At 65.6% G+C, this 26,370-nt stretch carries 24 protein-coding genes; 14 read left to right on the plus strand and 10 right to left on the minus strand.

Annotated features, from left to right (window positions below):
• Positions 1-10: 10 nt before the first annotated feature.
• From rfbB to IU452_RS06965, 6 genes are all read right to left on the minus strand, one after another.
• The gene (gene rfbB / locus IU452_RS06940; protein WP_195108039.1) at positions 11-1,036 is read right to left on the minus strand and encodes a dTDP-glucose 4,6-dehydratase; all 1,026 of its coding nucleotides are present in this window, start codon (positions 1,034-1,036) and stop codon (positions 11-13) included.
• Positions 1,033-1,989, minus strand: coding sequence for an aromatase/cyclase (locus tag IU452_RS06945; protein WP_195108040.1), 957 nt, complete (start codon positions 1,987-1,989; stop codon positions 1,033-1,035). Before IU452_RS06945 ends, rfbB begins: the two co-directional genes overlap by 4 nt.
• Positions 1,989-2,249, minus strand: coding sequence for an acyl carrier protein (locus IU452_RS06950; RefSeq protein ID WP_195108041.1), 261 nt, complete (start codon positions 2,247-2,249; stop codon positions 1,989-1,991). Before IU452_RS06950 ends, IU452_RS06945 begins: the two co-directional genes overlap by 1 nt.
• A 69-nt stretch (positions 2,250-2,318) precedes the next feature.
• Positions 2,319-3,542, minus strand: a complete 1,224-nt coding sequence (locus IU452_RS06955; RefSeq protein WP_195108042.1) for a ketosynthase chain-length factor — start codon at positions 3,540-3,542, stop codon at positions 2,319-2,321.
• Positions 3,539-4,807, minus strand: a complete 1,269-nt coding sequence (locus IU452_RS06960; RefSeq protein WP_195108043.1) for a beta-ketoacyl-[acyl-carrier-protein] synthase family protein — start codon at positions 4,805-4,807, stop codon at positions 3,539-3,541. Before IU452_RS06960 ends, IU452_RS06955 begins: the two co-directional genes overlap by 4 nt.
• A gap of 270 nt (positions 4,808-5,077) precedes the next feature.
• Entirely contained in the window at positions 5,078-5,521 is a 444-nt protein-coding gene (locus IU452_RS06965; RefSeq protein ID WP_195108044.1) for a nuclear transport factor 2 family protein, read from the minus strand.
• A gap of 194 nt (positions 5,522-5,715) precedes the next feature.
• Here IU452_RS06965 and IU452_RS06970 point away from each other — a divergent pair, with 194 nt between their 5' ends.
• From IU452_RS06970 to IU452_RS06980, 3 genes are read left to right on the plus strand one after another with little or no spacing between them, the layout of a single operon-like run.
• Complete coding sequence (locus IU452_RS06970) at positions 5,716-6,501, plus strand: SDR family NAD(P)-dependent oxidoreductase (RefSeq protein WP_195108045.1); 786 nt, start codon at positions 5,716-5,718, stop codon at positions 6,499-6,501.
• 45 nt (positions 6,502-6,546) lie between these two features.
• The gene (locus IU452_RS06975; RefSeq protein WP_195108046.1) at positions 6,547-8,463 is read left to right on the plus strand and encodes a flavin-containing monooxygenase; all 1,917 of its coding nucleotides are present in this window, start codon (positions 6,547-6,549) and stop codon (positions 8,461-8,463) included.
• Positions 8,450-9,361, plus strand: a complete 912-nt coding sequence (locus IU452_RS06980; RefSeq protein ID WP_195108047.1) for an MBL fold metallo-hydrolase — start codon at positions 8,450-8,452, stop codon at positions 9,359-9,361. Before IU452_RS06975 ends, IU452_RS06980 begins: the two co-directional genes overlap by 14 nt.
• A 14-nt stretch (positions 9,362-9,375) precedes the next feature.
• Here the strand turns inward: IU452_RS06980 and IU452_RS06985 are convergent, their stop codons facing one another.
• Positions 9,376-9,885: a flavin reductase family protein gene (locus tag IU452_RS06985; RefSeq protein ID WP_195108048.1), complete on the minus strand. Its 510-nt coding sequence runs from the start codon at positions 9,883-9,885 to the stop codon at positions 9,376-9,378.
• 204 nt (positions 9,886-10,089) lie between these two features.
• On the opposite strand from IU452_RS06985, the gene IU452_RS06990 reads away from it, so the two are divergent.
• Both IU452_RS06990 and IU452_RS06995 read left to right on the plus strand, forming a co-directional pair.
• Positions 10,090-11,703, plus strand: coding sequence for an acyl-CoA carboxylase subunit beta (locus IU452_RS06990; protein ID WP_195108049.1), 1,614 nt, complete (start codon positions 10,090-10,092; stop codon positions 11,701-11,703).
• A complete protein-coding gene (locus tag IU452_RS06995; RefSeq protein ID WP_195108050.1) occupies positions 11,700-11,936 on the plus strand; it encodes an acyl-CoA carboxylase epsilon subunit in 237 nt (78 codons plus the stop codon). Before IU452_RS06990 ends, IU452_RS06995 begins: the two co-directional genes overlap by 4 nt.
• A 12-nt stretch (positions 11,937-11,948) precedes the next feature.
• On the opposite strand, the gene IU452_RS07000 is transcribed toward IU452_RS06995, so the two are convergent.
• From IU452_RS07000 to IU452_RS07010, 3 genes are all read right to left on the minus strand, one after another.
• Entirely contained in the window at positions 11,949-12,851 is a 903-nt protein-coding gene (locus IU452_RS07000; protein WP_195108051.1) for a DUF6081 family protein, read from the minus strand.
• Positions 12,848-13,813 (minus strand): nucleotide disphospho-sugar-binding domain-containing protein, encoded by a 966-nt coding sequence (locus tag IU452_RS07005; RefSeq protein WP_228816705.1) that lies wholly within the window; start codon positions 13,811-13,813, stop codon positions 12,848-12,850. The genes IU452_RS07000 and IU452_RS07005 overlap by 4 nt, the downstream gene beginning before the upstream one ends.
• Positions 13,814-14,059: 246 nt before the next feature.
• Positions 14,060-15,481, minus strand: coding sequence for an NDP-hexose 2,3-dehydratase family protein (locus tag IU452_RS07010; RefSeq protein ID WP_228816707.1), 1,422 nt, complete (start codon positions 15,479-15,481; stop codon positions 14,060-14,062).
• Positions 15,482-15,583: 102 nt separating this feature from the next.
• On the opposite strand from IU452_RS07010, the gene IU452_RS07015 reads away from it, so the two are divergent.
• The 9 genes from IU452_RS07015 to IU452_RS07055 all read left to right on the plus strand — a co-directional run bounded on the left by IU452_RS07015 (position 15,584) and on the right by IU452_RS07055 (position 26,364).
• A complete protein-coding gene (locus tag IU452_RS07015; protein ID WP_195108053.1) occupies positions 15,584-16,648 on the plus strand; it encodes a glucose-1-phosphate thymidylyltransferase in 1,065 nt (354 codons plus the stop codon).
• Entirely contained in the window at positions 16,645-17,634 is a 990-nt protein-coding gene (locus tag IU452_RS07020) for a Gfo/Idh/MocA family protein (protein ID WP_195108054.1), read from the plus strand. The genes IU452_RS07015 and IU452_RS07020 overlap by 4 nt, the downstream gene beginning before the upstream one ends.
• A 55-nt stretch (positions 17,635-17,689) precedes the next feature.
• A complete protein-coding gene (locus IU452_RS07025) occupies positions 17,690-18,868 on the plus strand; it encodes a hydrolase (protein ID WP_228816709.1) in 1,179 nt (392 codons plus the stop codon).
• 146 nt (positions 18,869-19,014) lie between these two features.
• Complete coding sequence (locus IU452_RS07030) at positions 19,015-20,463, plus strand: multicopper oxidase family protein (RefSeq protein ID WP_195108055.1); 1,449 nt, start codon at positions 19,015-19,017, stop codon at positions 20,461-20,463.
• 74 nt (positions 20,464-20,537) lie between these two features.
• Entirely contained in the window at positions 20,538-21,455 is a 918-nt protein-coding gene (locus tag IU452_RS07035) for an alpha/beta hydrolase fold domain-containing protein (protein WP_195108056.1), read from the plus strand.
• A complete protein-coding gene (locus IU452_RS07040) occupies positions 21,452-22,495 on the plus strand; it encodes a quercetin 2,3-dioxygenase (protein ID WP_195108057.1) in 1,044 nt (347 codons plus the stop codon). Before IU452_RS07035 ends, IU452_RS07040 begins: the two co-directional genes overlap by 4 nt.
• Positions 22,496-22,532: 37 nt before the next feature.
• Complete coding sequence (locus IU452_RS07045; RefSeq protein ID WP_195108058.1) at positions 22,533-23,408, plus strand: LysR family transcriptional regulator; 876 nt, start codon at positions 22,533-22,535, stop codon at positions 23,406-23,408.
• 147 nt (positions 23,409-23,555) lie between these two features.
• Positions 23,556-24,950 carry a cytochrome P450 gene (locus IU452_RS07050; protein ID WP_195108059.1) on the plus strand — a complete coding sequence of 465 codons (1,395 nt, stop codon included), beginning with the start codon at positions 23,556-23,558 and terminating at the stop codon, positions 24,948-24,950.
• A gap of 22 nt (positions 24,951-24,972) precedes the next feature.
• The gene (locus IU452_RS07055; RefSeq protein ID WP_195108060.1) at positions 24,973-26,364 is read left to right on the plus strand and encodes a cytochrome P450; all 1,392 of its coding nucleotides are present in this window, start codon (positions 24,973-24,975) and stop codon (positions 26,362-26,364) included.
• Positions 26,365-26,370 lie beyond the last annotated feature (6 nt).

The raw sequence follows: 26,370 nt of genomic DNA on the forward strand, positions 1-26,370 counted from the left end.
GAACGCGGTGTCAGGGCAGCGTTGCCCTGACACCGCCTGTCCATGCCTCCTCGACGACCGGGCTGCGGGTGAGCAGCGGCTGCCACCACGACCTGTTGTCGGCATACCACCGGACGGTGTCGCGGATGCCGTCGCGGAAGCCGATCTCGGGTTGCCACCCCAACTGCTGACGAATCTTGGTGGAGTCCAGCAGGTATCGGCGGTCGTGTCCGGGCCGGTCGGGAACGGTCGTCTTCAACGACGACGGTCGGCCGAGTTCGTCGAGGATCAAATCGGCGATCTGCTCGACGCTGGCCTCCTCTCCCGTCCCGACGTGATAAGTCTGTCCGACGGTGCCCTCGGCCAGCACCATGGCGATCGCCGTGCAATGGTCGTGGACGTGGATCCACTCACGGCGGTTGTGCCGGGAGGCGTAGATCGGCAGCGGCCCGTTGTCGATCGCTCGCGTGGTGAACAGCGGAATCAGTTTCTCCGGGAACTGATGCGATCCATAGTTGTTGGCGCAGTTGGTGATGGTGACGGGCAGCTGAAACGTCTCGTGGTAGGCGCGGACGGCATGATCGGCGCCGGCTTTGGACGCGTTGTACGGTGTCCGCGGCAGATAGGGGCTCGTCTCGGTGAACGCCTCTGTTGCATCCAGGGCGAGATCGCCGTAGACCTCGCACGTGGACACGTGGTGGAACCGGCCGACACCGACGACTCGGCACGCCTCCAATAACTGCTGGGTACCGAGGACGTTGGTGCGGAAGAATCGGCCGGGGTCGAGGATCGCGAGACTGTTGTGCGACTCGGCGGCGAAATTGACCACCGTGCCGATGGCGTACTGCTCCAACAGCCGCATGACGAGAGTGGCGTCACCGATGTCACCCGCGACGAATGTGATTCGGTCCCGAACCGATTCGAGGTTCGTCTCGGTCCCGGCGTAGGTCAGCGCGTCGAGTGCGACGACCGTGTCGTCCGGATGCGCGGCAACCCAGTGGCGGACGAAGTGTGATCCGATGAATCCCGCTGCGCCCGTGATCAGAACGGCGTTCATGGGCGGACGGTGACCTTTCTCGCGTACTCGACGGCATGGGTCATGGTGATGCTGCTGTTGCGACGCAGCTGCTCCCGGACATACTTCTTCGCGTCACCGACGCCACCCGATCCGAACGTCATCACCGCTGCATGGGGATCGAGGACCACCGTGTGCCTGGCCGTGATCCGCCCGGGACCGTGCTCCGCGTGGCGGAACGTCCATACTCCGCTGTGGCCTCGCAGCAGAGCGGGTGTGCGCAGTTGCTTGTATGCGATCCATTCGCCCGGTCGGCAGATTCGGAGGGATTCCGTCGTGTGGACGGTGCCGTCGTCCGTGCGACTGTCCATCGTCAGCCGTTGGACACCGGGCGACATCTCGGCACAGTCGGCAGACGCCACATGGGGCAGATGGGACGGCCACAGCTCTGCGCGGTCGATGAATTCGTACGCCGCGCCAACCTGCGAACCGTCGATATCGACGGAGTCGGAGAAGCTGAACACGACATCGGAGACGTGGTAGCCGTGGTCGGCGGCGGCCGCGAGTGCCGCAAGTTCGCGGCTACTGTTCGAATTCAGTGCGCGACGGATCGATTCCACGGTGCTCTGCCTGTCGTCGGCTGCCGTGAAGGTGTGCCCGAGCGTCACCTCCGTACGACCGGGTGCCAGTTCACGGCAGATCCATTCCCCCCGCATGGCTTCGACCGGGTGCTGGCTGCGCACCTGTGCGAACTCGATTCGCAAACGCGACGGATCCAACGAACGTCGAGACTCCCAGTGGGCTATGTCGCCGTTGACGATCGCCCATATCTCGAAATGCTGTGAACGCTCGGTGAGTTCGATCTGGCGCACGTACACGGCCGGTCCGAACAACGCAGGCCAGCGGGACACGTCTGCCACCAGCCCGTACACGACGGCAGGCGGGGCAGCGATGGTCAGGGTGTGGGCGGTCGAATGCTCGCGGGAAGTGGCCATCACAGCGTCCTCGCGGCGGCGGCTGCCTCGACCAGTTCCAGCAGTGCTTTCGGGGTCTCCACGTCGACGAGGTCCTCGTCGGGGATGGTGATCCCGTACTCCTGTTTGATGACGGCCGCACTTTCCATCAGCGCCAACGAGTCGTATCCCATTTCCTCGAACGAACGTTCGGCGAAGCCGACGCTCGTATCGATGTCTTCCTCGGAGCCCGCGCAGGCAACCAGAATGCGCTCGATGTCGGCCATGGTTATTTTCGTCATTGCAGTGTCCCTAGGTCTTTGATCTGATTACTGTTCTCGGTTCTCGGCTTCGGTGTGCGAGGCCCTGTGTCAGGGAGCGATCGCCGTGACGACGATCGCCGAGTTGAATCCCCAACGGCCGCGCGCAAGCACGAGGGCAGTTCGCACCCGCACGTCGCGGGGTTGCCCGACGACCAGGTCGAGTTGGTAGGAGTCGGGGACGGTCGTGGTGTTGCCGCTGTGCGGCACTACGCCGTCGCGGATCGCGAGCAGCGCGGTGACGACGTCGACCGGCCCGCCGCCGGCGTAGAGCCTGCCGAACATCGCTTTCGGAGCGGTCACCGGTACACCCCACGGCCCGAACACTGCGCTGATCGCGTCGGCTTCGATGCGGTCCAGCTCGGGAACGCCTGCGGCGTCGGCGAAGACCACGTCGACCTGCGCGGGCGTCACACCGGCGTCGGCTAGTGCCGTCTCGATCGCCCGGCGCAGGCCCGGTTCCCGCTGCGATCCCGGAGGTGGATCGAAAGTGGCTGCGTACCCGGCGATTTCGCCGAGCACCTGGCGGACGCCGCGTTCCCGGGCGGCACCGAGCTCCTCCATGATCAGGATCGCGCCGCCCTCGCCCGGTATATATCCGGACGCGGCCTCGTCGAACGGCAGGTAGGCGCGCTGCGGATCGGACGTGGTGCTCAAACGCCCGCCGGAGTGTTGTGCCGACCAACCCCACGGATCGAGAGCGGAATCGACGCCACCGGCCGTCATCAGGGTGGTGCCCGATCGTATCGTGCGTCGCGCGTGCCCGATGGCATCCAGCCCACCGGCTTGTTCGCCGACCAGTGCCATGCTGGGACCGCGCATTCCGTTGCGGATCGAGATCTGGCCGGTGTTCACCGCGTAGAACCACGCGAAGGACTCGTAGACACTGACGTACTCGGGCCCCCTGCTCCACAACTTCTGGAACTCGCGGTGGGTGAACTCGAAGCCGCCCAACGCATTCGCCGTGGCAACGCCCATGCTGTAGTCGTCGAATCCGGCCACGTCGATCCCCGCATCGGCCAACGCCCAGTCCGTGGTGATCAGGGCCAGTTGCGTGGAGACATCGGTCTGCGGCAACAGCCTGCTGTGCAGATGTTCGGCCGGATCGAGCTCGCGGACCTGTCCTGCCAACTTCGCCGGATACCGCGACACGTCGAAGCGAGTCAGTTCGGTGAAGCCTATTTCGCCGGCCAGGAGCGACTTCCAGTGCTCCGCCAGGCCCAGACCGCTCGCCGCCACGATCGAGGCGCCGGTCACTACGGTAGGCGAGCTCATGCCGCCACCCCTTCCATCCGCTGCAGCACCATTGCGCTTTGGAAGCCACCGAACCCGCTCCCCACCGTGAGCACGGTGTCAAGATGCCGCTCTCGCGCAACGAGTGGCACATAGTCCAGATCGCATTCCGGGTCCCGCTCGTGCAGATTGGCGGTCGGCGGGACGACGCCGTGTTCGATCGCCAACGCGCATGCGGCGATCTCGATCGACCCGATGGCCCCCAGTGAATGCCCGACCATCGATTTGATGGAGCTGATCGGGACCGAGTGCGCATGCGCGCCGAGGCTTCGCTTGAACGCCGCGGTCTCGTGGCGGTCGTTCTGCTTGGTTCCCGATCCGTGTGCGTTGACGTAGTCGACGTCGGTCCCGTCGACGCGAGCCTCGGAGAGGGCGACGCGGATCGCCTCCGCCAGCTCGCGACCGTCCTTCTTCAGACCGGTCATGTGGTACGCGTTGCTGCGCGCGGCGTAACCGCCGACTTCTGCGTAGATGTGCGCGCCACGGCGGCGGGCGTGTTCGTATTCCTCCACCACGAACATCGCCGCCCCCTCGGCCAGCACGAAGCCGCTGCGGGACGCGTCGAACGGCCGAGATGCACACTCCGGAGTGTCATTTCGTGGCGTCGTCGCCTTGATCGCATCGAAGCAGGCCACGACGATCGGGGTGATCGGAGTGTCCGCAGCGCCGGTGACGACGACGTCGACGGTGTTCTCCCGGATGAGCTGGACTGCGTATCCGACGGCATCGAGACCGGACGTGCATCCGTCGGAGACCATGGTCACCGGTCCCTCCGCACCGACGGCCCACGCGACCTCCGCCGGCATCACACCCGGGCTGAGATAGTCGAACATGTGCGGTGAGAGATAGTCCTGGTCGACCAGCCACTGATTGCCGGAGTCCGACATCACCAGATACTCCGTCTCGAGGCTCGTCGCCGCCGCGACGGCACTGCCCAGCGTGATGCCGAGCCGGTGTGGATCGGTGGCGGCTATCTCGAGGCCGCTGTCTGCTACCGCGTCACGCGCGCACACGACCGCGAACTGAGTGGCTCGGTCCATTCGCCGGATTTCGCGCGGCGACAGTCCTTCCGCAGCCGCATCGAATTCCACCTCACCGGCGACCTGGGAGCGGAACGGTGACGGATCGAACAGCGAAATCCGCCGTGTCGCAGTGCGTCCCGTGGTCAGTAGGTCCCAGAACCGGTCCGTGCCGGAACCGCCTGGGGCGCGCACCCCGATTCCGGTGATGACCGCGCGCCGGCTCATCGAGCGACCCCGCTGATGGGCCGCGTGACGGACCGGCCGCCTTCGGGTCGGCTGTGCAGAATGTTCTGGATCACGACGTGCTTCCTCCTATGGACAAGGTGTGACCGAGTGTGCGAGCCGCGGCTTGTGCGTAACTCGAGACGGAGTCGGAGGATGAACGACTTCCGCCTGGACGCAGTGATCGGGAATTCTTCGGCGCAACCGACAATGGCCAACTGAAACATCAGTTGGCCATTGATATGAGCACGCGCGTGGGCGGTTGTCAGTCCCTCACCCGAGCAATTCCCGGTCCTGCACGACCCGCCGCGAGCGAAGCAGCAACTCGCCGGTCTCCCCGCGGACCAGGGTGTCGTAGACGACGCAGCTCGGTGAGATGTCCGGCTTGCCGGTAGCGCGGGTCGTCACCACCAACGCGTAGAACGTCGCCTCGATCGTGCCGTCCTCGGCAGGGTCGAGAGTCAGCATGCTGAACCAGTGCCGACGCACCACCGGGTCGTCGTCGAACTTGCGGTGGAAATCACGCAGTTCGGTGGTGATGCCCGCTCTCGTGCGGGCCGGCGGACGACCGGGAGAATGCTCGAACTCTCCGTCCACGGTGAATGTCGCGGCATATCCCTCGAAATCACGCCCGTCGAGCAGGCGCACCTGCCGACCGTAGAACTGCTGCACCTCGCTGTAGAGCTCGGTGGAGACGAGAGAGATGTTGGTTGTCATCGCGGTTGACCTCCCGGCCGTAGGCATGGTCTCCGGACACGGAGCGCCGATGAGAGTTCTCCGAGGTAGTTGCGCACCGCTCGAACAACGCTCGACTCCGGGCGGCGCACCCCGGCGGTCCGACCTGGCCTCGAGCGCGCCGCGAGGAGCGTCGGCGACGGTGGACCGACAACCCCTGTGGAAAGGAAACACGGATGCCGACCGACGAGAACCGAGTCGCTGTCGTAACCGGAGCGACCAGCGGGATGGGCTTGTCCATCGCGACCAGACTCGCCCGCAAGGGACTGCGCGTCTACCTCTGCGCACGCAGCGGCGATGCCGTGGCGGCGACGGTGAAAGCATTGCAAGAAAAAGGATTCGAGGCCGACGGCGCCGTGTGCGACGTCGGGATCCCCGAACAGATCACCGCGTTCGTCGAATCGGCGGTGGACCGGTACGGGCCCGTCGACGTTCTGGTGAACAACGCCGGCCGAAGCGGCGGCGGCGTGACCGCCCAGATCAGCGACGAACTCTGGTTCGACGTCATCAACACGAACCTCAACGGCGTGTTCCTCATGACCAAGGCCGTGTTGACGGTGGGCGGCATGCTCGACAAGGAGACCGGGCGCATCGTGAATATCGCTTCGACCGGCGGCAAGCAGGGCGTCGTGCACGCGGCGCCCTACTCGGCCTCCAAGCACGGGGTCGTGGGATTCTCCAAGACCCTCGGTCTCGAGCTCGCCAAATCCGGCATCACCGTCAACGCGGTGTGCCCGGGGTTCGTCGAGACTCCGATGGCCGGGCGTGTCCGCGAGCATTACGCGGGCATCTGGGGTGTCAGCGAACAGGAGGCCTTCGAGCGGATCACCGCGAGGGTTCCGATCGGTCGCTACGTTGCGTCGGATGAGGTGGCGGCGATGGTCGAGTACCTCATCGGACCCGAGGCCGGTGCCGTCACCGCGCAAGCGTTGAACGTTTGTGGCGGTCTCGGCAATTACTGAGCGGTGACCCGGACCCCGACCGGCGGCAGCGAATCGAGAGATGACATGCGGCTCAACCCCCCGATAAAACCCCTCACTGCCGATGACGAAACCATTCGCGACCATGTCGCTGCCGCCGACCTGCCGTCACTGCTGATGACCTGCGCCCACCTGAACGGCGACACCTCGATACTGCGGGACAGCTACGTCGCGAACGGGTGGCTGACCAACCCGCACGGCGGATTGCCTGCCGCACAGCTGGAACAAGCACGACGAGATTGCCTGACTGCCCTCACCGTGTTCCGCGACAACGGATCTCATCCACCCCACCCCCCGGACGCAGAGCTACTGAAGTCGATCACCACCTGGGCGATGGGAACCGACACGACCCCACTGCTGGGAATGATCGCGGACCAGATCGGTCTGCCCGGCGCAGATCCGGCGCAACCCGAGTGGACGCTCGACGACCTCGCACCGGATGCCGATATCACCGTGGCCATCATCGGGGCAGGCTTCAGCGGGCTTGTCGCTGCGCATCGACTCGCCCAGGCACGGATACCGTTCACAATCTACGAGAAGAACCTCGAGGTGGGCGGAACCTGGTGGGAGAATACCTACCCCGGGTGCCGGGTCGACGTACCCAGCCACCTCTACGCCTACTCGTTCGCGGCCCGCAACGACTGGCCGCACCACTTCTCGACGCAGCCCGAGGTGCTCGACTACCTCCGCCGGTTCAGCATCGAGTTCGGTCTGCGGCAACACATCCGGTTCGGCACCGAGGTCGTCGCGGCCCGCTGGCACGACCGGGACAGCACATGGCAGATCCGCACCCGCTCGGCAGCGGGCGAGGATACGGTGCGGGCAACCATCCTCGTCAGTGCCGTAGGCCAGCTGAACAGGCCGTCCCTGCCGGCCATCCCCGGACGGGACAGCTTCGCAGGCAACGCATTTCACTCGGCACGCTGGGACCGCGGCGTCGACCTGTCCGGCAAGCGAGTCGGAATCATCGGGACGGGGGCGAGCGCATTTCAGATCGTTCCCGAAATCGCCGGGACGGCACAGGAACTCACGGTGTTCCAACGCACCCCACCGTGGTTGCGGCCCACGCCGCACTACCGTGACCCCGTCCCGCAGGCCATGCCCTGGCTGTTCGAACACGTGCCGTACTACTCGGCGTGGTATCGGTTCAGCCTGTTCGTACCAGGCCTGCAGGGAGCGCCATGGAGCGTCGACCCGGACTACCCGCCGAACGAGACCGCCATATCCGCGCTCAACGACGAATTTCGTGCGGCCCTGACCGCGGCGATGCGCGAACAACTCGTCGATGCGCCGGAGCTCTTGGACGTCGTCATTCCCCGGTATCCGGTCGGCGCCAAACGGGTGTTCCGCGATGACGGCTCCTGGTTCGCGGCGTTGAAGCGCCGCAATGTCCACCTGATCACCTCGGGCATCACCGAGATCACGCCGCGCGGAGTGTCGACCAGCGACGGCGCGGAGCACCCACTCGACGTCCTGGTCTACGCAACGGGTTTCCAGGCCTCGAGTTTCCTCGCCCCGATGACCGTGACCGGGCGTCGAGGTGTCGACCTGCACGACCGCTGGGACGGCGACGCCCGTGCCTACCTGGGGATGACCGTGCCCGACTTTCCCAATATGTTCTGCCTGTACGGACCGAACACGAACCTGGTCGGCCAGGGCGGCAGCATCGTCTACTTCTCCGAGTGCGCGGTCACCTACATGATGGACGCGATCCGCACGCTCCTCTCGGCGGGAAAGCACGCCATCGAGGTCAGGCGAGACGTTCACGACGGTTACAACCAGTGGGTCGACGCGGCGAGCGAGCAGCGCGCATGGATGTATGCGAAAGTTCCGAGCTGGTTCGTCAATGCGAAGGGGAGAAGCAGCCAGAATTGGCCCTTCTCCGCCCTGGAGTACTGGCAACGGACCCGACATCTCGTCAGGTCGGATTATGACTTCATTTGATTTCGAACCCACCCTCACCGAGGTCGCCGACGGCGTATTCGCCTACGTCCAACCCGATGGAGGGTGGTGCCTCAACAATGCCGGCATCCTCGTCTCCGAGGGCGAAGTCGCCCTCATCGACACTGCCGCAACACAAGCACGCGCCGCCCGGCTCCGGCAGGCCGCCGCCCGACTCGCACCGACGAGTCCCCGAATCGTGCTGAACACTCACTTCCATGGCGATCACACCTTCGGCAATCAGCTGTTTCCCGAAGCGGTGATCATCGGCCACGAGCAGACCCGCCTCGAAATGCTGACGGCGGGACTGCATCTCACCCAGCTGTGGCCCGATGTGTCGTGGGGAGCACTGACTTTGACACCACCGCAGCTCACCTACCGCGATCGGATGACACTGCACCTCGGCGAACTCACCGCGGAGATCATTCATGTCGGACCGGCACACACCACCGACGACACCGTCGTCTGGCTCGCCGACCAGCGCGTCCTGTTCACCGGCGATGTCGTCCTCTCCGGGGTGACGCCGTTCTGCCTCATGGGCTCGGTGTCGGGAACGCTCGACACTGTCGCCATGCTCCGCACGTTGGGCGCGGAAACGGTCGTCACCGGCCACGGCGCGGTCCGCGGGCCCGAAGTGTTCGATGAAACCGAACGCTACATGCGGTGGCTGCAGCACATAGCAAGCGACGCCATCGAATCGGGAATCACCCCGTTGGAGGCAGCGCGAACGATCGACCTCGGCGAGTTCTCGGACTTGATCGATCCGGAGCGGCTGGTGCCCAATCTCCACCGCGCCTACGCCGAGCACGCCGGTGCGGCCCCCGGTGACTATCTCGACATCGGAAAGCTGTTCGCCGAAATGATCGAACACCACGGCGGGCTACCCCTGTGCCATGCGTGAGCGCCGCCGTGACGCTAACTGTGCGAGGGTAATTCGGCTAGTTGGTCCCACACGGAGTAGACGCGGCGATGATGCAACAGGGGCCGGCGCCGATGAACGTGCGCGGCCTCCAGCCGACCGATGAACACGTGGTGATCACCGGAACGAATCTGGCGAACGACGACGCACTCCGCCGTACCGAGCACGTAATCTTCGAGCACCGGTGCTCCGAAGGCAACGCCGGACGGTGACCACTTCAGGCCGTCGAACTTGCGATCGCCTCGTCCGGCGAAGCGGTCCGAGATCTGCTCACCTCCCTCGGCGAGGAAATTGACCGCGAATCCGCCCGAGCGCTCCAACGCACACCGAGTCGACGACAGTTCGTCGATGCATACCAACAGGTGAGGCGGATCGGCGGAAACCGCCGCAATGGCAGTGCACGTCAAACCCTTCGGCGCTCCGTTCTCCCCGGCCGCCGTGACGACGGCGACCGCGGTAGGGAATGAACCGAACAATGCTCGAAAGCTCGCTGGTGTGATAGTCATTCGCGCCGACCGCCCATTCTGGTGCTCCTTTCCACCGGGTGGACGTTAACCGGAATCGGTCGAACACCGCTCGTAGCGGCCTTGATTGCCGTCGCGGAAGCCTGTCACGACCACGCGTCAAGAGACCTTCGAGCCCAGCGAGAGCGGATGCGACGAAGCTACCGAATCGAACCGGCGAAACTTCATGAGCGGAGGACTCTATCGATGAGCATTGCAGAGTGGGAGGTGAACGGGCACGTCACCGCGCTGCCCATCGATCCGTGCGATCTTCACCTGCGGGAGCGAACACGGCAACTGCGGGAGCTTCGGCGGCAGGTCGCCGACGGTCCCAGCCCGAAAGCGACGGCGGCGCAACGAGCACGGGGGAAACTCACCGCGCGGGAGCGACTCGATCTGCTGTTCGACGACGGCACCTTCACCGAGGTCGAGGCATTGCGCAGGCATCGCGCCACCGGCTTCGGCCTCGAATCCCGCCGCCCACATACCGACGGTGTCATCATCGGATGGGGGACGGTACACGGCCGGACCGTGTTCGCCTACGCGCACGACTTCCGCATCTTCGGCGGTGCGCTCGGTGAAGCTCACGCCGAGAAGATCCACAAGCTGATGGACCTCGCCGAAGCCGCGGGCGCCCCGATCGTCGGTTTGTGCGACGGCGCCGGAGCTCGGATCCAAGAAGGCGTGACCGCACTCGCCGGGTACGGCGGCATCTTCACCCGCAATGTGCGCAACTCCGGCGTGATCCCGCAAATCAGCGTCATTCTGGGGCCATGCGCCGGAGGCGCGGCCTACTCGCCGGCACTCACGGACTTCGTCTTCATGGTTCGAGACATATCCCAGATGTTCATCACCGGCCCCGACGTCGTCCAAGCCGTGACCGGCGAAGCCGTCACCCACGACGAACTCGGCGGAGCAGACGCCCACGGCGCACTCACCGGCGTGGCCGCGTTCACCTACGACGACGAACAAAGCTGCCTCGCCGACGTCCGCCACCTCTTGTCGCTACTGCCCGCCAACAATCGCGAGCTGCCGCCCTACGAACCCACCGACGACCCCGTCTCCAGGCGGTCCGAGGAGCTGCTGGATCTCGTTCCCGTCAACGGCAACCGCCCGTACGACATGCGGGACGTCATCGGCGAAATCGTCGATGACGCAGACTATTTCGAGGTGCACGACCGGTGGGCCGGAAACGTCGTCTGCGTCTTCGCCCGAATCGGCGGCCACGTCGTCGGTATCGTCGCCAACCAACCCTCGGTGCTCGCCGGTGCGCTCGATATCGCCGCCTCCGAGAAGGCGGCGCACTTCGTCACCACCTGTGATGCCTTCAACATCCCGATCGTCACACTCGTCGACGTGCCCGGATTTCTGCCCGGCGTCACCCAGGAACACGGCGGCATCATTAGACACGGCGCGAAGCTGTTGTACGCGTACTGCAACGCAACGGTGCCCCGCATCCAGGTGATCCTGCGCAAGGCCTACGGTGGCGCATACATCGTGATGGACTCCAGGTCGATCGGGGCAGATCTGTCCTTGGCGTGGCCCTCGAACGAGATCGCCGTGATGGGCGCGGAAGGTGCGGTGAACGTCGTGTTCCGCCGCGAGATCGCCGCCGCACTCAACCCGGTCCAAGCCAGGCACGCGCACATGGAAAACTATCGCCGCGAGTTGATGCACCCGTACTACGCCGCAGAGCGCGGCCTCGTCGACGACGTCATCGATCCCGCCGACACACGCAGCCGGCTTGCGGCCGCACTGGCCATGTTGCGCGCCAAGCATGCGGCTCTGCCCAATCGCAAACACGGAAATCCGCCGCAGTGAGATCCGACCAGCCGCCCGATATCCGCGTTCTTCGAGGCAATCCGGACGATGAGACCTTGGCTGTGCTCGTCGCCGTGCTCGCCGCGTTCGCGCGCACACAGAATCTCGCCGCGGCAAGATCCGCGGCGAGATCCGCCGAGCCGCCTGTGCGCCCGAGCTGGTGCCGCCCCGCTGGTTCGGCACCGGCCGCCGATTGGACGACCCGTCACGCCCCCGGCTGGGCGGACGGGTGAGCGCCGGCGCGGTCAGGCGCCGGCGCCGAGGACCACCTCGAACCTGCGCAGCCCGATCCGGACCCCCTGCCCCCATGTCGGGGGGTACGGTTCGGCGCCGGTGACCAAGGGCCCGGCAGGGCCGCTCGCATCGAGCAGCGTGTACGAACACACGCCGACGAGCAGCTGCGCGGGGTCTGCCGGGGTCTCGATGCCGCCACGGTCGATCACGATGTCCAAGGCGGGATTTCGATAGCCGAGGCGATCGACGCGGAGTGCGACCGCCCCGTCGACCAGCCAATCGACCGTCCCCGACGCGCGGTCGTAGCTGATGCCCAGCCGGTGAACCCGCTCGGGTGTTCGTTCGCCGATCTTGGTGGACGAACTGAAGGAGTATCTGCCCGAGGCGGGCCCGGTTCCCGGTAGCCGCTCGTAGAGCGCGAACAGGCCTCGATTCGTCAGAGACAGGTTGAAGATCATGCCGGTGACCAGGTCTGCGGCAATCAACGCGGCCGCTGCGAGTCTCAGATCGTTGTCCGGATCGGCGACTGCCCGACCGAACGGATGCCGGTCGACTCCGAAGATGCGAGCAGTCATGTCCGCGGTCACGGACAGCGCGTCGCGGCGGCCGACATCGAATCCGGGAACTCCCGCCGAACTCGTCGCTGCCGGGATTGCCCGCCACTTGATGTGCTCGTCGCGAGCGTCGGGTTGAACGCTGAAACATGGTTCGCCCGTAACGGGTTCGACCCCGATCGAGTCGATGACGACGCCGTCTTCCGTGCGGTGGACAACTCCGTCGCCCTCCGGTAGCGAACCGACCGCCTGCAGCTGCCAACGCGCGCCGGGCCCCGCCACCGACAATCCGTCACTGAAGGTGTCGCTGAAAAGGACCCTGCGTGTCCGGGTGTCCGTCCCGGAATTCGTGGCGGTCATCGCTGCACCAATTTCTCGATGACGCCGACGACGTCGTGCGGGGCAGGCAGCGAGGCGATCTCCCGCGCAATATCTTTGGAACGCTCGGTGTAACTCGGCTTCTCCAACAACTCGCGACACGAATCCACGATGTTCTCGGGGGTGTCGTTTTTTCCATCGATGAGCATTTTCGCGGCGCCGTATTCCACCAGCGTGATCGTCATGTCCACCTGCTTCGGCATCGCGGGAACAACGAGCTGCGGAATACCGACCGTCATGGCCGTCAACATGGTGTTGCCGCCGGCACGATGCACGAGAAGATCGCTCGACCGCATCAAGACGTCGACAGGCACCCAACCGGCCCGGACGCCCGGCGGCAGCGGCTCCAGTGCCGAAGCAACCTCGTCGGGCACCGCGATGATCATTTCCAGATCCAGCGGAGCCACTTTCTGCACCAGGTCCGAGAGCGCACCCAGTTCGTAGTCGGGCGTGACACGACTGCCGGCCGACACCATCACCCGTGGTTTCTCGCCGTGCGCATACATCCACGGTTCGAGAGCTTTGTGCGTGTTGTAAGGGATGTATCGCATCGATTGCGACGGCAACGCGTCCTTGGGGCGGACACTGGGCGGGCAGATGTCGATGAACAGGTCCTCGCCGGGAATCGCGGACAGTCCCCGCTCGGCAAGCTCGTGTTCGAGTTCGTCGGCAGCGCCGATGTCGATGTTCGCCGGTTCACCCATGTTGAGTGCGTGCCGGACGAACGGAATGCCGAACTGGGCAGCGATGATCGGGGCGGCATAGGACAACGAACCGCCGACGATGAGGTCCGGCTTCCATTGGTTCACAACCTCTTCCAGAGCAGGCAGGCTCGCCGCGGCCAACCGGCCCATTCCCCGGCCATTGAACAGGTTCCATTCGTCCGGATCGGCGGGTTCGATCAGCGGTTCTCCGTCACGGTCGGAATACATGAACTGCGGCATCGTTCCGGCAGTCACGCCTATACCCGGCAGGCCCGCACTCGCGACTGTCGGCACTGTGTTGTCGGTGACACAGACGAACACCTCATGGCCCACGTTCCGCGCCGCTGTCGCCAATGGAATCAACGGGAAAACCGCACCTCGGCTACCGCCGGAAATAAACAGGATCTTCATGGCGAAGACGCTAGAAGCGAGAGGTCGACCCGCTCTCGAACGCGACTTGAATCAGCCGCACGGATTTGTCGCCCCTCATGGGTGAATCGCGAGATTCAGGCAGGCGAGCAGTGTGCGTCCCTGGACGTTGATGTAGTTGCTGTGCTGAAGCAGCGTCTGAGCCTGATGCACAGCGATCCAGCAGTATTCGGCCGGCACCTCGACCGGGAAGTCGGCGTCGGCCTCGACGATGATGTTTCGCGTGACCGAGTGAAAGAACCGACCGCCTTCCTCGGAGAGCAGAGCGTCGAAGCGAACACGGTCCGGATCGGCATCGACGACCGCGTCGTAGTACAGCGGCAACTGCTCGGCAGGCGCGTCACGGTAGTGCTCCGGCGTGCACTGCACGGTGGGCGCGAACTCGGCGACGTTCAGTTCGCCTGCCTCGATCCGGATGTGCATCAGGGCGTGCAGCACTCCGTCGATCCGCCTGACGATCAGGCCCGCGAGTCCACGCAGCGGCGCCAGCAGCGGTTGCGACCACTGCGAGACTTCCCGTTGATCGGCTCGCACATCGACACCGATGATCTCGAAGTGCTTTCCGTCGGGACGGCGGATCGCCCCGTCGTATCGTTGCCATTCGTCCCCGAGCACGTCCTTCAGGGGCAGACGCTGCTGCACCAGCTCATATCGGGCGCGCACGGAGGTCAGGCGGCTGAGGACCACGTTCATCGGATGTAGTGCACCGTGGGCCGGCGAGTGCGAAGGCAAGGGCACCGTCGACAGGACCGTGCGCGCATCCATGTTGACCAGGTTGTCGATGCGCAGGAGCCGGCCGAGCTGGCCGAGTGTCAACCAGCAGAAGCCGTCGAGCAGCGGCACATCATCGGTGGTCTCGACGATCATGTTCCTGTTGCGTTTGTGGAGGAACCACGCCGCCTGCTCCGAGTGCAGGACGTCCGCCACGACTCGGCCGGGGCGCTCGCCGGAGAAGTACTCCAGGTACGGCACCCGGCGCCCCCGGTGTACGCCCGAATAGTTGCTCCGTGTCGCCTGCACTGTCGGTGACAGTTGCAGGGTGTTGATGTTGCCGGGCTCCATCTTGGCCTGCATCAGACAGTGCAGCACCCCGTCGAACTGCTTGACCAGGATCCCGAGAACCCCGATCTCCGGCTGAATGATCACCGGCTGTCGCCACGACCCGACCCGGCCGAAATCGGTGGACACCCGCAGACCCGCAATACTGAAGAACCGGCCCGAGTCGTGCACGAGATCACCTGTGTCGTCGGCGAAATGCCAGCCTGCGAGCGTCTCCAACGGCACCCGCTCGACCGAGTAGGAATGCATCCGGTAGCGCTGTCCGAACCAGTCGTGGAAGCGCTCGAGGTCGTCGATGCCTGCTGTCGTCGTGGCCGAGACCCACATGCGCAACGCGGTGTCATCATGATGAATGCCGGTACCGGCTTGCCACAGGGCTGTCCTGCTCGCGATCGTCACCCGATACACCGTGCGGACCATCGCTCGACCCTCACTAGATGCGCGGTAGGGTGGTCGTGCATGGCAGTCGCGCTCTAGTCGGTGCCGACCACGCCTCGAGAACAGCGCCCCACGCTCCATCGCATGAAGGCGCTGATCCTCTCAGGGGGAACGGGCACACGGTTACGACCGTTCACCCATTCCAATCCCAAACAACTCTTGCCAGTCGCGAACAAGCCGGTCCTCGAACACTGCATCGAGGCCGTCAGCCGAATCGGTGTGTCGGAGATCGGCATCATCGTCGGTGATCGCCTCGATCAGATCGCACCGGTCATCGAGGCACGCGATCACCCGAACGCGCACATCACCTACATCGAGCAGAGCAAACCCCTCGGCCTTGCGCACTGTGTGTCGATCGCGCGCGACTTTCTCGGCGACGACGACTTCGTGATGTACCTCGGCGACAACATCCTCGGTGACGGCATCGCCGACGCCGCGGCAGCGTTCCGAGCGCGAAAACCGGATGCGCACATCATGGTTGCCGCAGTCGATGACCCCCGCTCCTACGGTGTGGCGGAGGTCGAACCCGACGGCCGGGTGCTGCGGCTGGTCGAGAAACCGGCCGATCCGAGGAGCAACCTCGCCATCATCGGCGTCTACTTCTTCAGCGCGGCCGTTCACGATGCGGTGCGCGAGATAACACCCAGCGCTCGTGGCGAACTCGAGATCACCGACGCAATCCAGCACATGTCCTCGGCGGGCCGGTTGGTCGTCGCCCAGGAATACGCCGGCTACTGGAAAGACACCGGCAAACCGGAAGATCTGCTCGAATGCAATCGGGTCATGCTCGAACGCCTCGACACCTCGATTGCAGGCGAAATCGACGCCGACACGGTCGTGCACGGCTCGGTGGTCATCGAGGCCGGCGCCAAGGTCACCCGATCCGTCCTCGCCGGCCCCCTCGCCATCGCGGCCGGAAGCGTCATCTCCGACAGCACGATCGGCCCCGGATCAGCCATCGGCCGAGACTGCCTCATCGAAGGATCCAGCATCCGCAACACGATCGTCCTCGATGCCGCCAGCATCAACCAGGTGTCCGGTCTGCACAACTCGATCATCGGCCGGCACGCCGACATCAGCGGCGTCTCCGGACCCGCGCCGTTTCGACTGTTCGTCGGCGACCACTCCTACGCAGCGGTCGGTCGATGACCGACCCCGTCCGGCTCGGAATTCTCGGCTGCGCCGACATCGCGCTGCGCAAGATCATCCCCGCGGCAACGACCTTGCCGCACATCGACATCGCCGCGGTCGCCAGCCGGCGGCCTCGAGTCGCACGAGAGGTAGCCGAACGATACGGCTGCCGTCCGATGCCCGACTACGACAAGTTGATCGCCGACGAGAGCATCGACGCGGTCTACATACCACTGCCCTCGGGCCTGCACGCACCATGGATCATGCGCGCTCTGGACGCCGGCAAACATGTTCTCGCCGAGAAGCCGCTGACCACCTCGCTCGACTCCAGCATCGCCGCCGTCGACGCCGCCGTGCGGGCCGACCTGGTGCTGCGGGAAAATTTCATGTTTCTGCACCACTCACAGCACCAGAGAGTGCGATCCTTCATCGTCGCCGGCGAGATCGGGGACCTGCGGGCCATGACGGCGGCCTTCACCATCCCGCGCCGACCGACCACCGACTTTCGCTACGACGCCACGCTGGGAGGCGGCGCACGCTTCGACACCGGCGTCTATCCGATGCGGGCGGCATCGTTCTTCCTGGGCGACCTGTCCGTCATCGCCGCCGCCGAAGTGATCGACGAAACTGTCGGCGTCGATATCGAAGGTGAAGCTCTGCTGCGCGCCGACGACGGCGTCGACGTCCACCTCACCTACGGTCTCGACCACACATACGCGTCCCGGTACGAGCTGTTCGGCACCACGGGCCGCATCACTGTCGACCGCGCCTTCACACCCCCCGCCGACTATCCGCCGACTGTCGTGATCAACGATCGGCACGGCTCGCGCACCGTCGCCCTCGAGCCCGACGACCAGTGCGCAAACAGCCTGTCCGCCTTCGCGACCGACATCCGCACCGGCAACATCGTGGACCCTGGAATCATCCGCCAGGCCCGCCTACTCGACGCAGTCGGCCGCTCCAGCGGTAGTCGAGGCACACCCGATCGGTGCGGGGCACGGTGACCGACATGATCCTCCGAATTCCGTGTGAGGCATATCCGGCAGGGAGCTCGTATCGATGACGAAAATGGTGTTGGCTCAACATGCTTCGCGCAGCCTCGACTTGGTCGGCGCGTCCCATGAGGTAGGGGCGTTGGCCTTCGAGCACTCGGCGGCGGCCGAACGGAACAGGCGACTCGACGCGGACGTCGTCTCCGCGATCGTCGACGCCGGATTCGCTCGCCACTTCGTTCCTCGGGCGTGCGGCGGCACGGGCGGCACCTTCGTCGAGTTGACGGAGGCCGTCTCGATCGTCGGGCGGGGCTGTGCCTCCAGCGCGTGGTGTGCCTCCCTGTTCGCCAACCTCTCGCGTATGGCCGGTTTTCTGCCCGTAGAGGGCTATCAGCGGATTTGGGCCGACGGACCCGACGCGATCGTCGTCGGCTCGCTGATCCCGGCGGGGAAGGCCGAATGGGTCGGTGACGGTTGGCGGTTGTCCGGTACTTGGCCGTACATCTCGGGGGTCGATTTCTCGGATTGGGCTCTGCTGTGCGGAAACACGGTCTCGAGTTCGGGTCCCGAGCCGCTCGTGTTCGCTGTGCCGCGCGCTTGTCTCCAGGTCGAGGACTCCTGGTTCAGCGTCGGCATGGCGGCAACCGGAAGCAACACCGTCACCGTCGACGATGTCGCCGTGCCGGTGAGCATGGCGTTCAAACGGTCGGACCTGTTCGCGGGCAGGGCCCTCGGCTCGAGCGAACCGTGCCACAACGTTCCACTGCTGGCCGCCAATGGGCTTTCGTTCGTGACACCGATGCTCGGCTCGGCGCAGGGAGCGCTGAGCCACTGGTCCGCATACGTCGGCGCGAAAATCCGCAACTACGCCGAGAAGCCGGTCGGACCGGCCCCGAATCGGTCCCGCTACGAATTGACGCTCGCGCGGTGCAGTGGGGAGATCGACGCCGCGGAGCTGCTGCTGCATCGTGCCTCGCAGCTCGCGGATCGAGGGAGTGCGACGACGACCGCCGACACGGCACAGAATTGTCGCGACACGGCGCTGGCGGTCGAGTTCCTCACCGCGGCGGTGAACCGGCTGTTCATCTCTGCCGGCACGAACGCGCAGACGACGGCCAACCCGCTGCAACGATCGTGGCGCGATGTCAACTCCGCGTCGACCCACATCGCGCTGTCGTTCGACACGGCCGCCGCCACCTACGCCGAGACCGCGCTGGATCCGGCCGCCGCTCCCGCCGGTCGTTGACGGCGGGTGTTCGCCGACCTCGTGCGAGTGCCGGTCGACCGAGACCCGAGTGATGCTCGAGTCGGTGGGTGTTGTCTGGTCGGGATCCGGTCTGTTCGCGCCGGAAAACCGGCGGAAGCCACGAGAAACAGGGAGAGCCCGACAGCATGTCCATCCGACCCGAGGCACCGACAGGAAGCGCCGCCGAAGAACCCGCGGTCGTCACGGTCGTCGAACCGACCGCTGATGACGTGCCGGTGACTCCGCCCCCGTTCCAGGTGGAGATGCCGATCCCGAATGTGCTCACACCGGTCCGGTCCACGGAGACGACCGACTACTACTGCATGGAGGTCAGCCACTCCGACGTCGAGATCCTGCCCGGCAAGAAGACCTCGGTCATGGCCTTCAACGGCGAGTTCCCCGGACCGACCATCCGCACCCGATCGAACCGCGAGACGGTGGTCACCCAGACCAACAGCGTGCATCATCCGATCTCGATCCATCTGCATGGCGCGGTCGTCGACCCTGCCAGCGACGGCACCCCCATGGACACCATCGATCCGGGCGACTCGCGCGACTACATCTACGGCAACAAGCAGGTCGCGGCGTCCCTCTGGTATCACGACCACGCACACCATATGGAGGCCGAGCACGTCTACCGCGGGATGGCGGGCATGTACCTCATCAGCGATGACCATGAGCGCTCACTCGGCTTGCCCGACAACGAGTTCGACGTTCCTCTCGTCATCCGTGATGTCGGGATCAACAAGGACGGCGTCCTCATCTACAAGAACGACTTCACCACACGCCCGACCATCTTGGTGAACGGTAAGCCACAGCCCTACTTCCGAGTGGCGGCCCGCAAGTACAGATTCCGCATTCTCAATGGCTCGAACCTGCGGCCCATGTCTTTTCGGCTGTCCAACGGCGCCCAGTTCACTCAGATCGCCACCGACCGCGGCCTGCTGCCCGCCCCGTTCCGGACGACCGATCTTCCGCTGTCGCCGGGCGAGCGCGCCGAGGTCGTCGTGGACTTCTCGCAGGAGCCCATCGGCTCGTCGGTGATCTTGGAGAACACGTTCCTCCCGACCGAAACCACCCGGCAGATCATGCGATTCGACGTCGTATGCACTGCGCCCGACCCGAGCAAGGTGCCCGACACTCTCGCCACACTCCCGCCGATGGGCACCTCGACGGTAACCCGCGACTTCCAGCTGTTCATGAACCATGATGAAGGTCTCCACCTGATCAACGGCCGCTCGTACGATCCCGAACGGGTTGACGCCGCCATTGTGTGGGGCTCCTCGGAGATCTGGCGCATCACGGCCGCCGGCGATCCCGTTCCGCACAACTTCCACCTCCATCTGGTCGATTTCCGCGTGCTCGACGTCAACGGTGTCCCACCCAACCCGGGACAGGCCGGGCTCAAGGACACGGTCCCCGTCATGCTCGGCGATACCGTCCGGATCCTGGTGAGGTTCGATTTCCCCTACTCGGGCATCTACCCCTACCACTGCCACCTGATCGAACACTCCGCCCTCGGCATGATGGCGCAGCTGGAGATCCTCTACCAAGACCAGGACCAGGGGAATCACGACCATCCGGCGGGAGCCTGAGGTTCGGATCGTCCGAATGATCGTTCGGGAATTCCCGCTGGTCCGCGGGCCGCGACCGCTCGGATACTCGTCGGGTGCTCACATCGACATACTCCGAATCATCGGATGGGCCGCTCGTTCTCGATCTGCATCGACCACCGGACGGCGCCGCCGCGGCATCGTGTCCAGTAGTGGTCTGGGTGCACGGGGGCGGTTGGTTCACCGGGGATCGCTTTCTCCGTCCCGACCCGACGGTTCTGCTGGAACGCGGTATTGCCGTGGCCGCCATCGAGTACCGGCTCAGCGGTACCGCCCTATTTCCGGCCCAGTTGCACGATGTGCGGGCCGCGATCCGGTTTCTGCGCCGTGAGGCGGGTGCGTGCGGCCTGGATCCGCGGCGCATCGGCGTCTGGGGCGCGTCGGCCGGCGGGCACCTCGCCGCACTCGCGGGACTGACGGGAGGCATCGACCGACTGCCCGGGGAGCGGGCGGCGGGTGATGCCTGCGTGCGTGCGGTGGCCGATGCATACGGTCCCGCCTCGCTGATCCCCGGGGTGGTCCCGCAGGCCGCCGCAGGGGAGGGGTGGCCGCCGGAATGGCGGTTGCTCGGCGGCGATCCGGCCCGCCACCCGGATCGTGCCCGTGCCGCCAGTCCGCTGTCGATATTGGCCGAAACCGCCGTGCGCGCAACGCAATTGCCGGATTTTCAGATCGTGCACGGCCGGGCCGACGCGATGGTTCCCGTCGAACACAGTCTTCGACTGCACGAGGCGCTCGTCTCGGCCGGAGCGCGTTCGGAGCTGTACGTCATCGACGACTATGGCCACGGATTCTTGAATCCGCCCGGCAGGCACGACGTTCCGGCCGGAATGGACGACGGTCGCCTGGCCCGGGACGGCTCCGCACCGGCCACGCGGTTCGGTGACGGTGAGCCGGTGACCACCATGTTCGGTCCGAGCACCGTCGCCGAGTTCTTTTCTCGCAGTTTCGCGCTCACGGGGGATCGCGCGTGACCATCCCCGATCTGGAGCCCATTCATCGGCTCGCGCCCGTCGTCGACGCCCTGCCCGGCGAGTCCGTCCCGTACTACCTGGCCGGTGGGGAGGGTCTGCGAATCGAGACCTTCGGGCAGTTGTGGACGGTCATCGCCCGTTCCTGCGATACCGGAGACCTGTTCGACGCCGCGACGATCCGGGGACCGCGGGGCGCCTCGGCGCCGTTTCATACGCTGGACAGGCAGCGGTCGTATCACGTCACCGATGGTGCGGTGCGGTTCTGGTTACCCGGCCGGAGCAGGTTGTTGGTGTCCGGCGATTCGGTGCACGTCCCGCCGGGTGTGGCGGTGGCGTACCGGTTCGAGGCGCACGGGGCGGCGATGCTGTTGTGGTCGGCACCGGGCGGGGCCCTCGACGAGTTGGTGGCCACGCAGCGACCGGTGGCGCGCCACATCTATCGCGCCGGAAGGGTCGCGGCGGGTGGCACCCCGATCGGTGTCGCGGTCACCGAGGATTTCACCGAGATCGACGACCGATGGGACGAGACGCTGCCGCCCGAGCAGTCCGGATATTTTCTGCGGGGCGGCACGGGCGAGCGGCTCGCATGGCCGGATGCGCTGAACGTCTTCACCGCACGCGGTTGCACCACCGGCGGTCACTACTTCGCCGTCGCGACCACCGGCGGGCGGCGGCCCTACATACCCCGGCACTTCCACCGGCTGCACACCGAGAACTTCTTCTGCACGGCGGGACGGGTGTGGTTGTGGGTGAACGGCCACGAGATGCTCTTGACCCCAGGCGATTTCGTGCACGCCCCGGCCGGGACCGTGCACAGCTTCGCTTTCGGCGCACACAACACCGGAATGCTCGGCATACTGTCCTCCGATGTGTTCGAGCCGTTCTTCGAGGTGACAGGCGAACCGACCGATGATCACGTCTACACCGAGGGCCTGATCGATCCCTCGGCCATGGAGGCCAGGCTGGCTCATGCCCTCGACGAGTTGGATCTGATGATGGTCGGCCCGCCACCGCGGCGCACGGTCGCCCCGGGCCTGTGAGTATTCAGCGGTGGACGCCGGGTAGATTGCTCCGGCGATGGACATCACGGTGCAGCAGGCGCGAAGCTTTCTCGCCGTGGCCGAGGAGCTGAACTTCACCCGCGCCGCACATCGTCTGCACGTGAGCCCCTCGTCGCTGAGCGAACTCGTCGCCACGCTGGAGCGGCGGGTGGATCGCCGGTTGTTCCACCGCACCTCACGACTGGTCGAGCTCACCGAGGCGGGTCGAGCACTGCGGCCGTTGGCGTTGCGTCTGGTCGCGGCGGCGGATGCGGTGAACGAGTGGGCGTCCGCGCTGCCGCCGGTCACGGTCCGGCTGGGACTCACCGTGTCCTCGCCGCAGTTTCGTGACCTGTTCACGGCCTTGACGCTGCAACGGCCGCAGGTGCGGTGGCGGGTGCGTTATCTGCCGTTCGGACAGGGCTATCCGGCGCTGTCGGAGGGAACGGTGGACTGCCTGTTCATCGCCGAGCCTCGGCGGCCACCGGCCTGGGCGGAGGCGATCCCGCTGTGGAGCGAGGACGTCGTGGTGGTGATGAGCGAGGCCCATCCGCTGGCGTCGCGACCGGAGCTGTCGCTCGACGATCTGGCCGGGGAAACGTTCGTCACCGCCGAGGACGTGCAGGATTCCGAGCACTGGCTGGCCGGGATCCGGCCCGGCGGTGACGAACCCAGGGTGCTGCCCGCGGCCGCCACTCTCGATGAGGTCCTCGACCTGTGCGGGGCCGGGCTCGGCGTCAACATCGCCGGGTCGGCCGCGCCGTACACCTATGCCCGCCAAGGAATTCGGTACGTTCCGCTGCGGGGCCTGGCGCCGCGCACCACCTACCTGTGCCTGCGGCGTGAACCGCGCAGCCCGGAACTGGCGCACCTGACCCGGATCTCGCGCCGAGCCGCGGCAGAGCTGCCATAGCGTCGGCTGTCCCGTCGACGGGACAGCCGACTTCGACTCCTACTGCTGTGCAGGAATGCCAGACCGCGGAAGCGGGGGCTTTCGGAACGGGCGTCCCACACTCCACTCTTTTCTCGACTGGAGGTGTCTTGTCGGAAAGGATCTCGAGTGACCAGCGCGCGTGCACGGCCCGAATCATCCGAAGGAAAGAGCGCTCCGAGGCCTGTTCCGCGGCTCAGCCTGGGGGAGAATCTCACCGGGCTCAGAAAAATGCGGCACGACCAGATCAGTTTTCTCGTCCGTTCCGTGAACGATCACGGCGACATTTTCCGCATGCGCCTCGGCGGGCTGCCCGCGGTGATGGTGAATCACCCGGACTATCTCCAGCGCGTCCTGGTCGACAATCATCAGAACTACGACAAGGGCAACTTCCTCTACGACGCGGCCCGTACGGTGATGCGGGACGGACTCCTCGCGAACACGGGAGGGGAGTCGTGGCGAGTGCACCGCAAGATCATGTCGCCGTCCTTCACCCGCTCGAGCGTTTCCAGATTCACCCACAACATCAGTGATCTGACGAGCGTCTTGCTGCGGCAGTGGGAGACGAACGCCCGCGAGGGCACGCTCGTCGAAGTCACCACCGACGTCGCCAATCTCGCCCTGCGCATCGTCCTGCGCACCCTGTTCGGCGTCGATGCGGACGACCGGGGGCGGCAGTTCGAGCGGGATTTCCTCGAGGTGAACGCCATCGTCGGGAAATTCTTCCGCTTTCCGTTCCCGCCGCTGTCGTGGAAGTCGCCCATGCGGAACCGGCTGCGCGTGCTGCTCGCGGACATGGATGCCTATATCGAGTACCTGATCGACGAGCGCATGGCGAAGCAGAGCGACGATCCGGATCTGTTCACACTGCTGCTGAACGCGGTGGACGAGGAGACCGGAACCGGTCTCACCCACCGCCAGCTGGCCAACGAGGTCCTCTCCACGATCATCGGCGGGTACGAGACGACCAGCAACACCATCGCCTGGATCTTCCACCAGCTCGCCGTGAATCCGGATATGCAGGCGCGCGTGCACGACGAGGTCGACGGCGTCCTCGGCGGACGGGTGCCCACCTTCGAGGATTTGCCGAAGCTCCCGTACACGCGCATGGTGATCGACGAGACGCTGCGGCTTTTCACGCCCGGCTGGCAGACCATGCGGCGCGCCGTCGAGGAAGATGTCATCGGCGATTACCGAATTCCCAAGGGCACCAACATCTATCTGAATCTATTCACCTTCCACCGGCATCCCGAATTCTGGCCCGATCCCTACCGATTCGATCCGGAACGGTTCACACCCGAGGAGATCGCCAAGCGCCCCCGCAATGTGTACCTGCCGTTCAGCAGCGGGCCGCGCCACTGCATCGGCAAACACTTCGCGCTGGCCGAACTCCACATCATCACGACCATGCTCGCCCAGACCTTTCACGTCACGCGGCCCGCGGAACTTCCGCCCGTCGGATTCGAGCCCCTGCTGACGCTGCATCCCAAGGGCGGAATCCAGCTGCTGCTGCAGCGCCGCTGACGCATTCCGAAAGAGGTCTCGAATGTCGCTGACATTGCACAACCGTTTTTCCGGGCCGAAAGAGATCCCCACCGTCACCTGGCGCGACGGCATCGGCGGAACCCTCGCCTTCAAACGCGACCAGATCACCTTCCTCGGCAAGGGACTCGAGCGGCACGGGGACATCTTCCGGTTCCGGCCGCTCGGCATTCCAATGGTTCTGGTCAACCATCCGGACTACATCCGGCACATCCTGGTCGACAAGGGCGAGCAGTACGACAAGGACGCGGTCCTGTTCAAGGTGGTGCGGCCCGTGCTGCGCCAGGGCCTGATCGCCAATGCCGACATGGAGCTGTGGCGGCGCCAACGGCGCATGATGGCACCGCATTTCACGCCGCGCACGGTCAGCGCGTTCGCCCGCAACATGACCGACGAGACCGTGCAGATGCTCGACCGCTGGGAGCGGCGCACCGACACCGACAGCCCGCTCGACATCACCGACGAAATAGGGCAGCTGGCGCTGCGTATCGTCAACAGATCGCTGTTCAGCGCGGACGTCGGCGCGTCCGCGCAGGCCTTCGAGCGGGCCTTCCAGGTGGCCAACGGCATCCTCGGTGCGTTCTTCCGTTTTCCGTTCCCGCCGCTGAGTGTGCCGACGCCGAGCCATCGGCGGCTGCGGCGCGCCATCGAGGACATGGACGCCTTCGTCTCGGGGTTCATCGAGAAGCGCCTGCGCGACGACGTCGCCGTGGGCGAGGAGACCGATCTGCTGACCCTCCTGCTGCACACCGTGGACGAGGAGGACGGCAAAGGGATGGACCTCGAGCAGCTGCACCACGAGGTCCTCAACATCTGCGTGGGCGCCTACGAGACGACCACCAACACCCTGTCGTGGACGTTCTATCTCCTTGCCCGCCATCCCGAGGTCGAACAGCGCCTGCACGCCGAGGTCGACCGGGTGCTCGGCGACCGGGTGCCGACCTTCGAGGATCTGCCGAAGCTGAAGTACACGCGCATGATCGTGGAGGAAACGCTGCGGATCTACTCCCCGGCATACCAATTCATGCGGCGGGCGCGCGACGAGGACGAGATCGACGGCTATCGGATGCCCGCCGGCACGAATGTTCTCATCAACAGCTACTTCCTGCACCGGCACCCCGAGTTCTGGGACGACCCGGAGCGTTTCGACCCCGGCCGGTTCACGCCCGAGGAGGTGGCCAAGCGGCCCAAGCACGTCTACGTGCCCTTCGGCAGTGGGCACCGCGTCTGCATCGGCAAGCACTTCGCGCTGACCGAACTGACCCTGGTGCTGGCCACGGTGGCGCGCCGCCACCGTCTCCTGCAGCCCGCCGGCGCCCCCGAGGTGTATCCGGAGGCCCTGATCACCCTGCACCCCAAGGGCGGGGTGCATCTGCGACTCGCACACCGCGGATGAAGGAGA

It is taken from the genome of Nocardia transvalensis, from assembly GCF_015477765.1.
Lineage (GTDB): Bacteria > Actinomycetota > Actinomycetes > Mycobacteriales > Mycobacteriaceae > Nocardia > Nocardia transvalensis_A.

Bases quoted from the DNA above. Each gene is read 5' to 3' on its own strand.
- rfbB (WP_195108039.1), bottom strand. From the start codon at position 1,036: ATGAACGCCGTTCTGATCACGGGCGCAGCGGGATTCATCGGATCACAC.
- IU452_RS06945 (WP_195108040.1), bottom strand. From the start codon at position 1,989: ATGGCCACTTCCCGCGAGCATTCGACCGCCCACACCCTGACCATCGCT.
- IU452_RS06950 (WP_195108041.1), bottom strand. From the start codon at position 2,249: ATGACGAAAATAACCATGGCCGACATCGAGCGCATTCTGGTTGCCTGC.
- IU452_RS06955 (WP_195108042.1), bottom strand. From the start codon at position 3,542: ATGAGCTCGCCTACCGTAGTGACCGGCGCCTCGATCGTGGCGGCGAGC.
- IU452_RS06960 (WP_195108043.1), bottom strand. From the start codon at position 4,807: ATGAGCCGGCGCGCGGTCATCACCGGAATCGGGGTGCGCGCCCCAGGC.
- IU452_RS06965 (WP_195108044.1), bottom strand. From the start codon at position 5,521: ATGACAACCAACATCTCTCTCGTCTCCACCGAGCTCTACAGCGAGGTG.
- IU452_RS06970 (WP_195108045.1), top strand. From the start codon at position 5,716: ATGCCGACCGACGAGAACCGAGTCGCTGTCGTAACCGGAGCGACCAGC.
- IU452_RS06975 (WP_195108046.1), top strand. From the start codon at position 6,547: ATGCGGCTCAACCCCCCGATAAAACCCCTCACTGCCGATGACGAAACC.
- IU452_RS06980 (WP_195108047.1), top strand. From the start codon at position 8,450: ATGACTTCATTTGATTTCGAACCCACCCTCACCGAGGTCGCCGACGGC.
- IU452_RS06985 (WP_195108048.1), bottom strand. From the start codon at position 9,885: ATGACTATCACACCAGCGAGCTTTCGAGCATTGTTCGGTTCATTCCCT.
- IU452_RS06990 (WP_195108049.1), top strand. From the start codon at position 10,090: ATGAGCATTGCAGAGTGGGAGGTGAACGGGCACGTCACCGCGCTGCCC.
- IU452_RS07000 (WP_195108051.1), bottom strand. From the start codon at position 12,851: ATGACCGCCACGAATTCCGGGACGGACACCCGGACACGCAGGGTCCTT.
- IU452_RS07005 (WP_228816705.1), bottom strand. From the start codon at position 13,813: ATGCCGCAGTTCATGTATTCCGACCGTGACGGAGAACCGCTGATCGAA.
- IU452_RS07010 (WP_228816707.1), bottom strand. From the start codon at position 15,481: ATGGTCCGCACGGTGTATCGGGTGACGATCGCGAGCAGGACAGCCCTG.
- IU452_RS07015 (WP_195108053.1), top strand. From the start codon at position 15,584: ATGAAGGCGCTGATCCTCTCAGGGGGAACGGGCACACGGTTACGACCG.
- IU452_RS07020 (WP_195108054.1), top strand. From the start codon at position 16,645: ATGACCGACCCCGTCCGGCTCGGAATTCTCGGCTGCGCCGACATCGCG.
- IU452_RS07025 (WP_228816709.1), top strand. From the start codon at position 17,690: ATGACGAAAATGGTGTTGGCTCAACATGCTTCGCGCAGCCTCGACTTG.
- IU452_RS07030 (WP_195108055.1), top strand. From the start codon at position 19,015: ATGTCCATCCGACCCGAGGCACCGACAGGAAGCGCCGCCGAAGAACCC.
- IU452_RS07045 (WP_195108058.1), top strand. From the start codon at position 22,533: ATGGACATCACGGTGCAGCAGGCGCGAAGCTTTCTCGCCGTGGCCGAG.
- IU452_RS07055 (WP_195108060.1), top strand. From the start codon at position 24,973: ATGTCGCTGACATTGCACAACCGTTTTTCCGGGCCGAAAGAGATCCCC.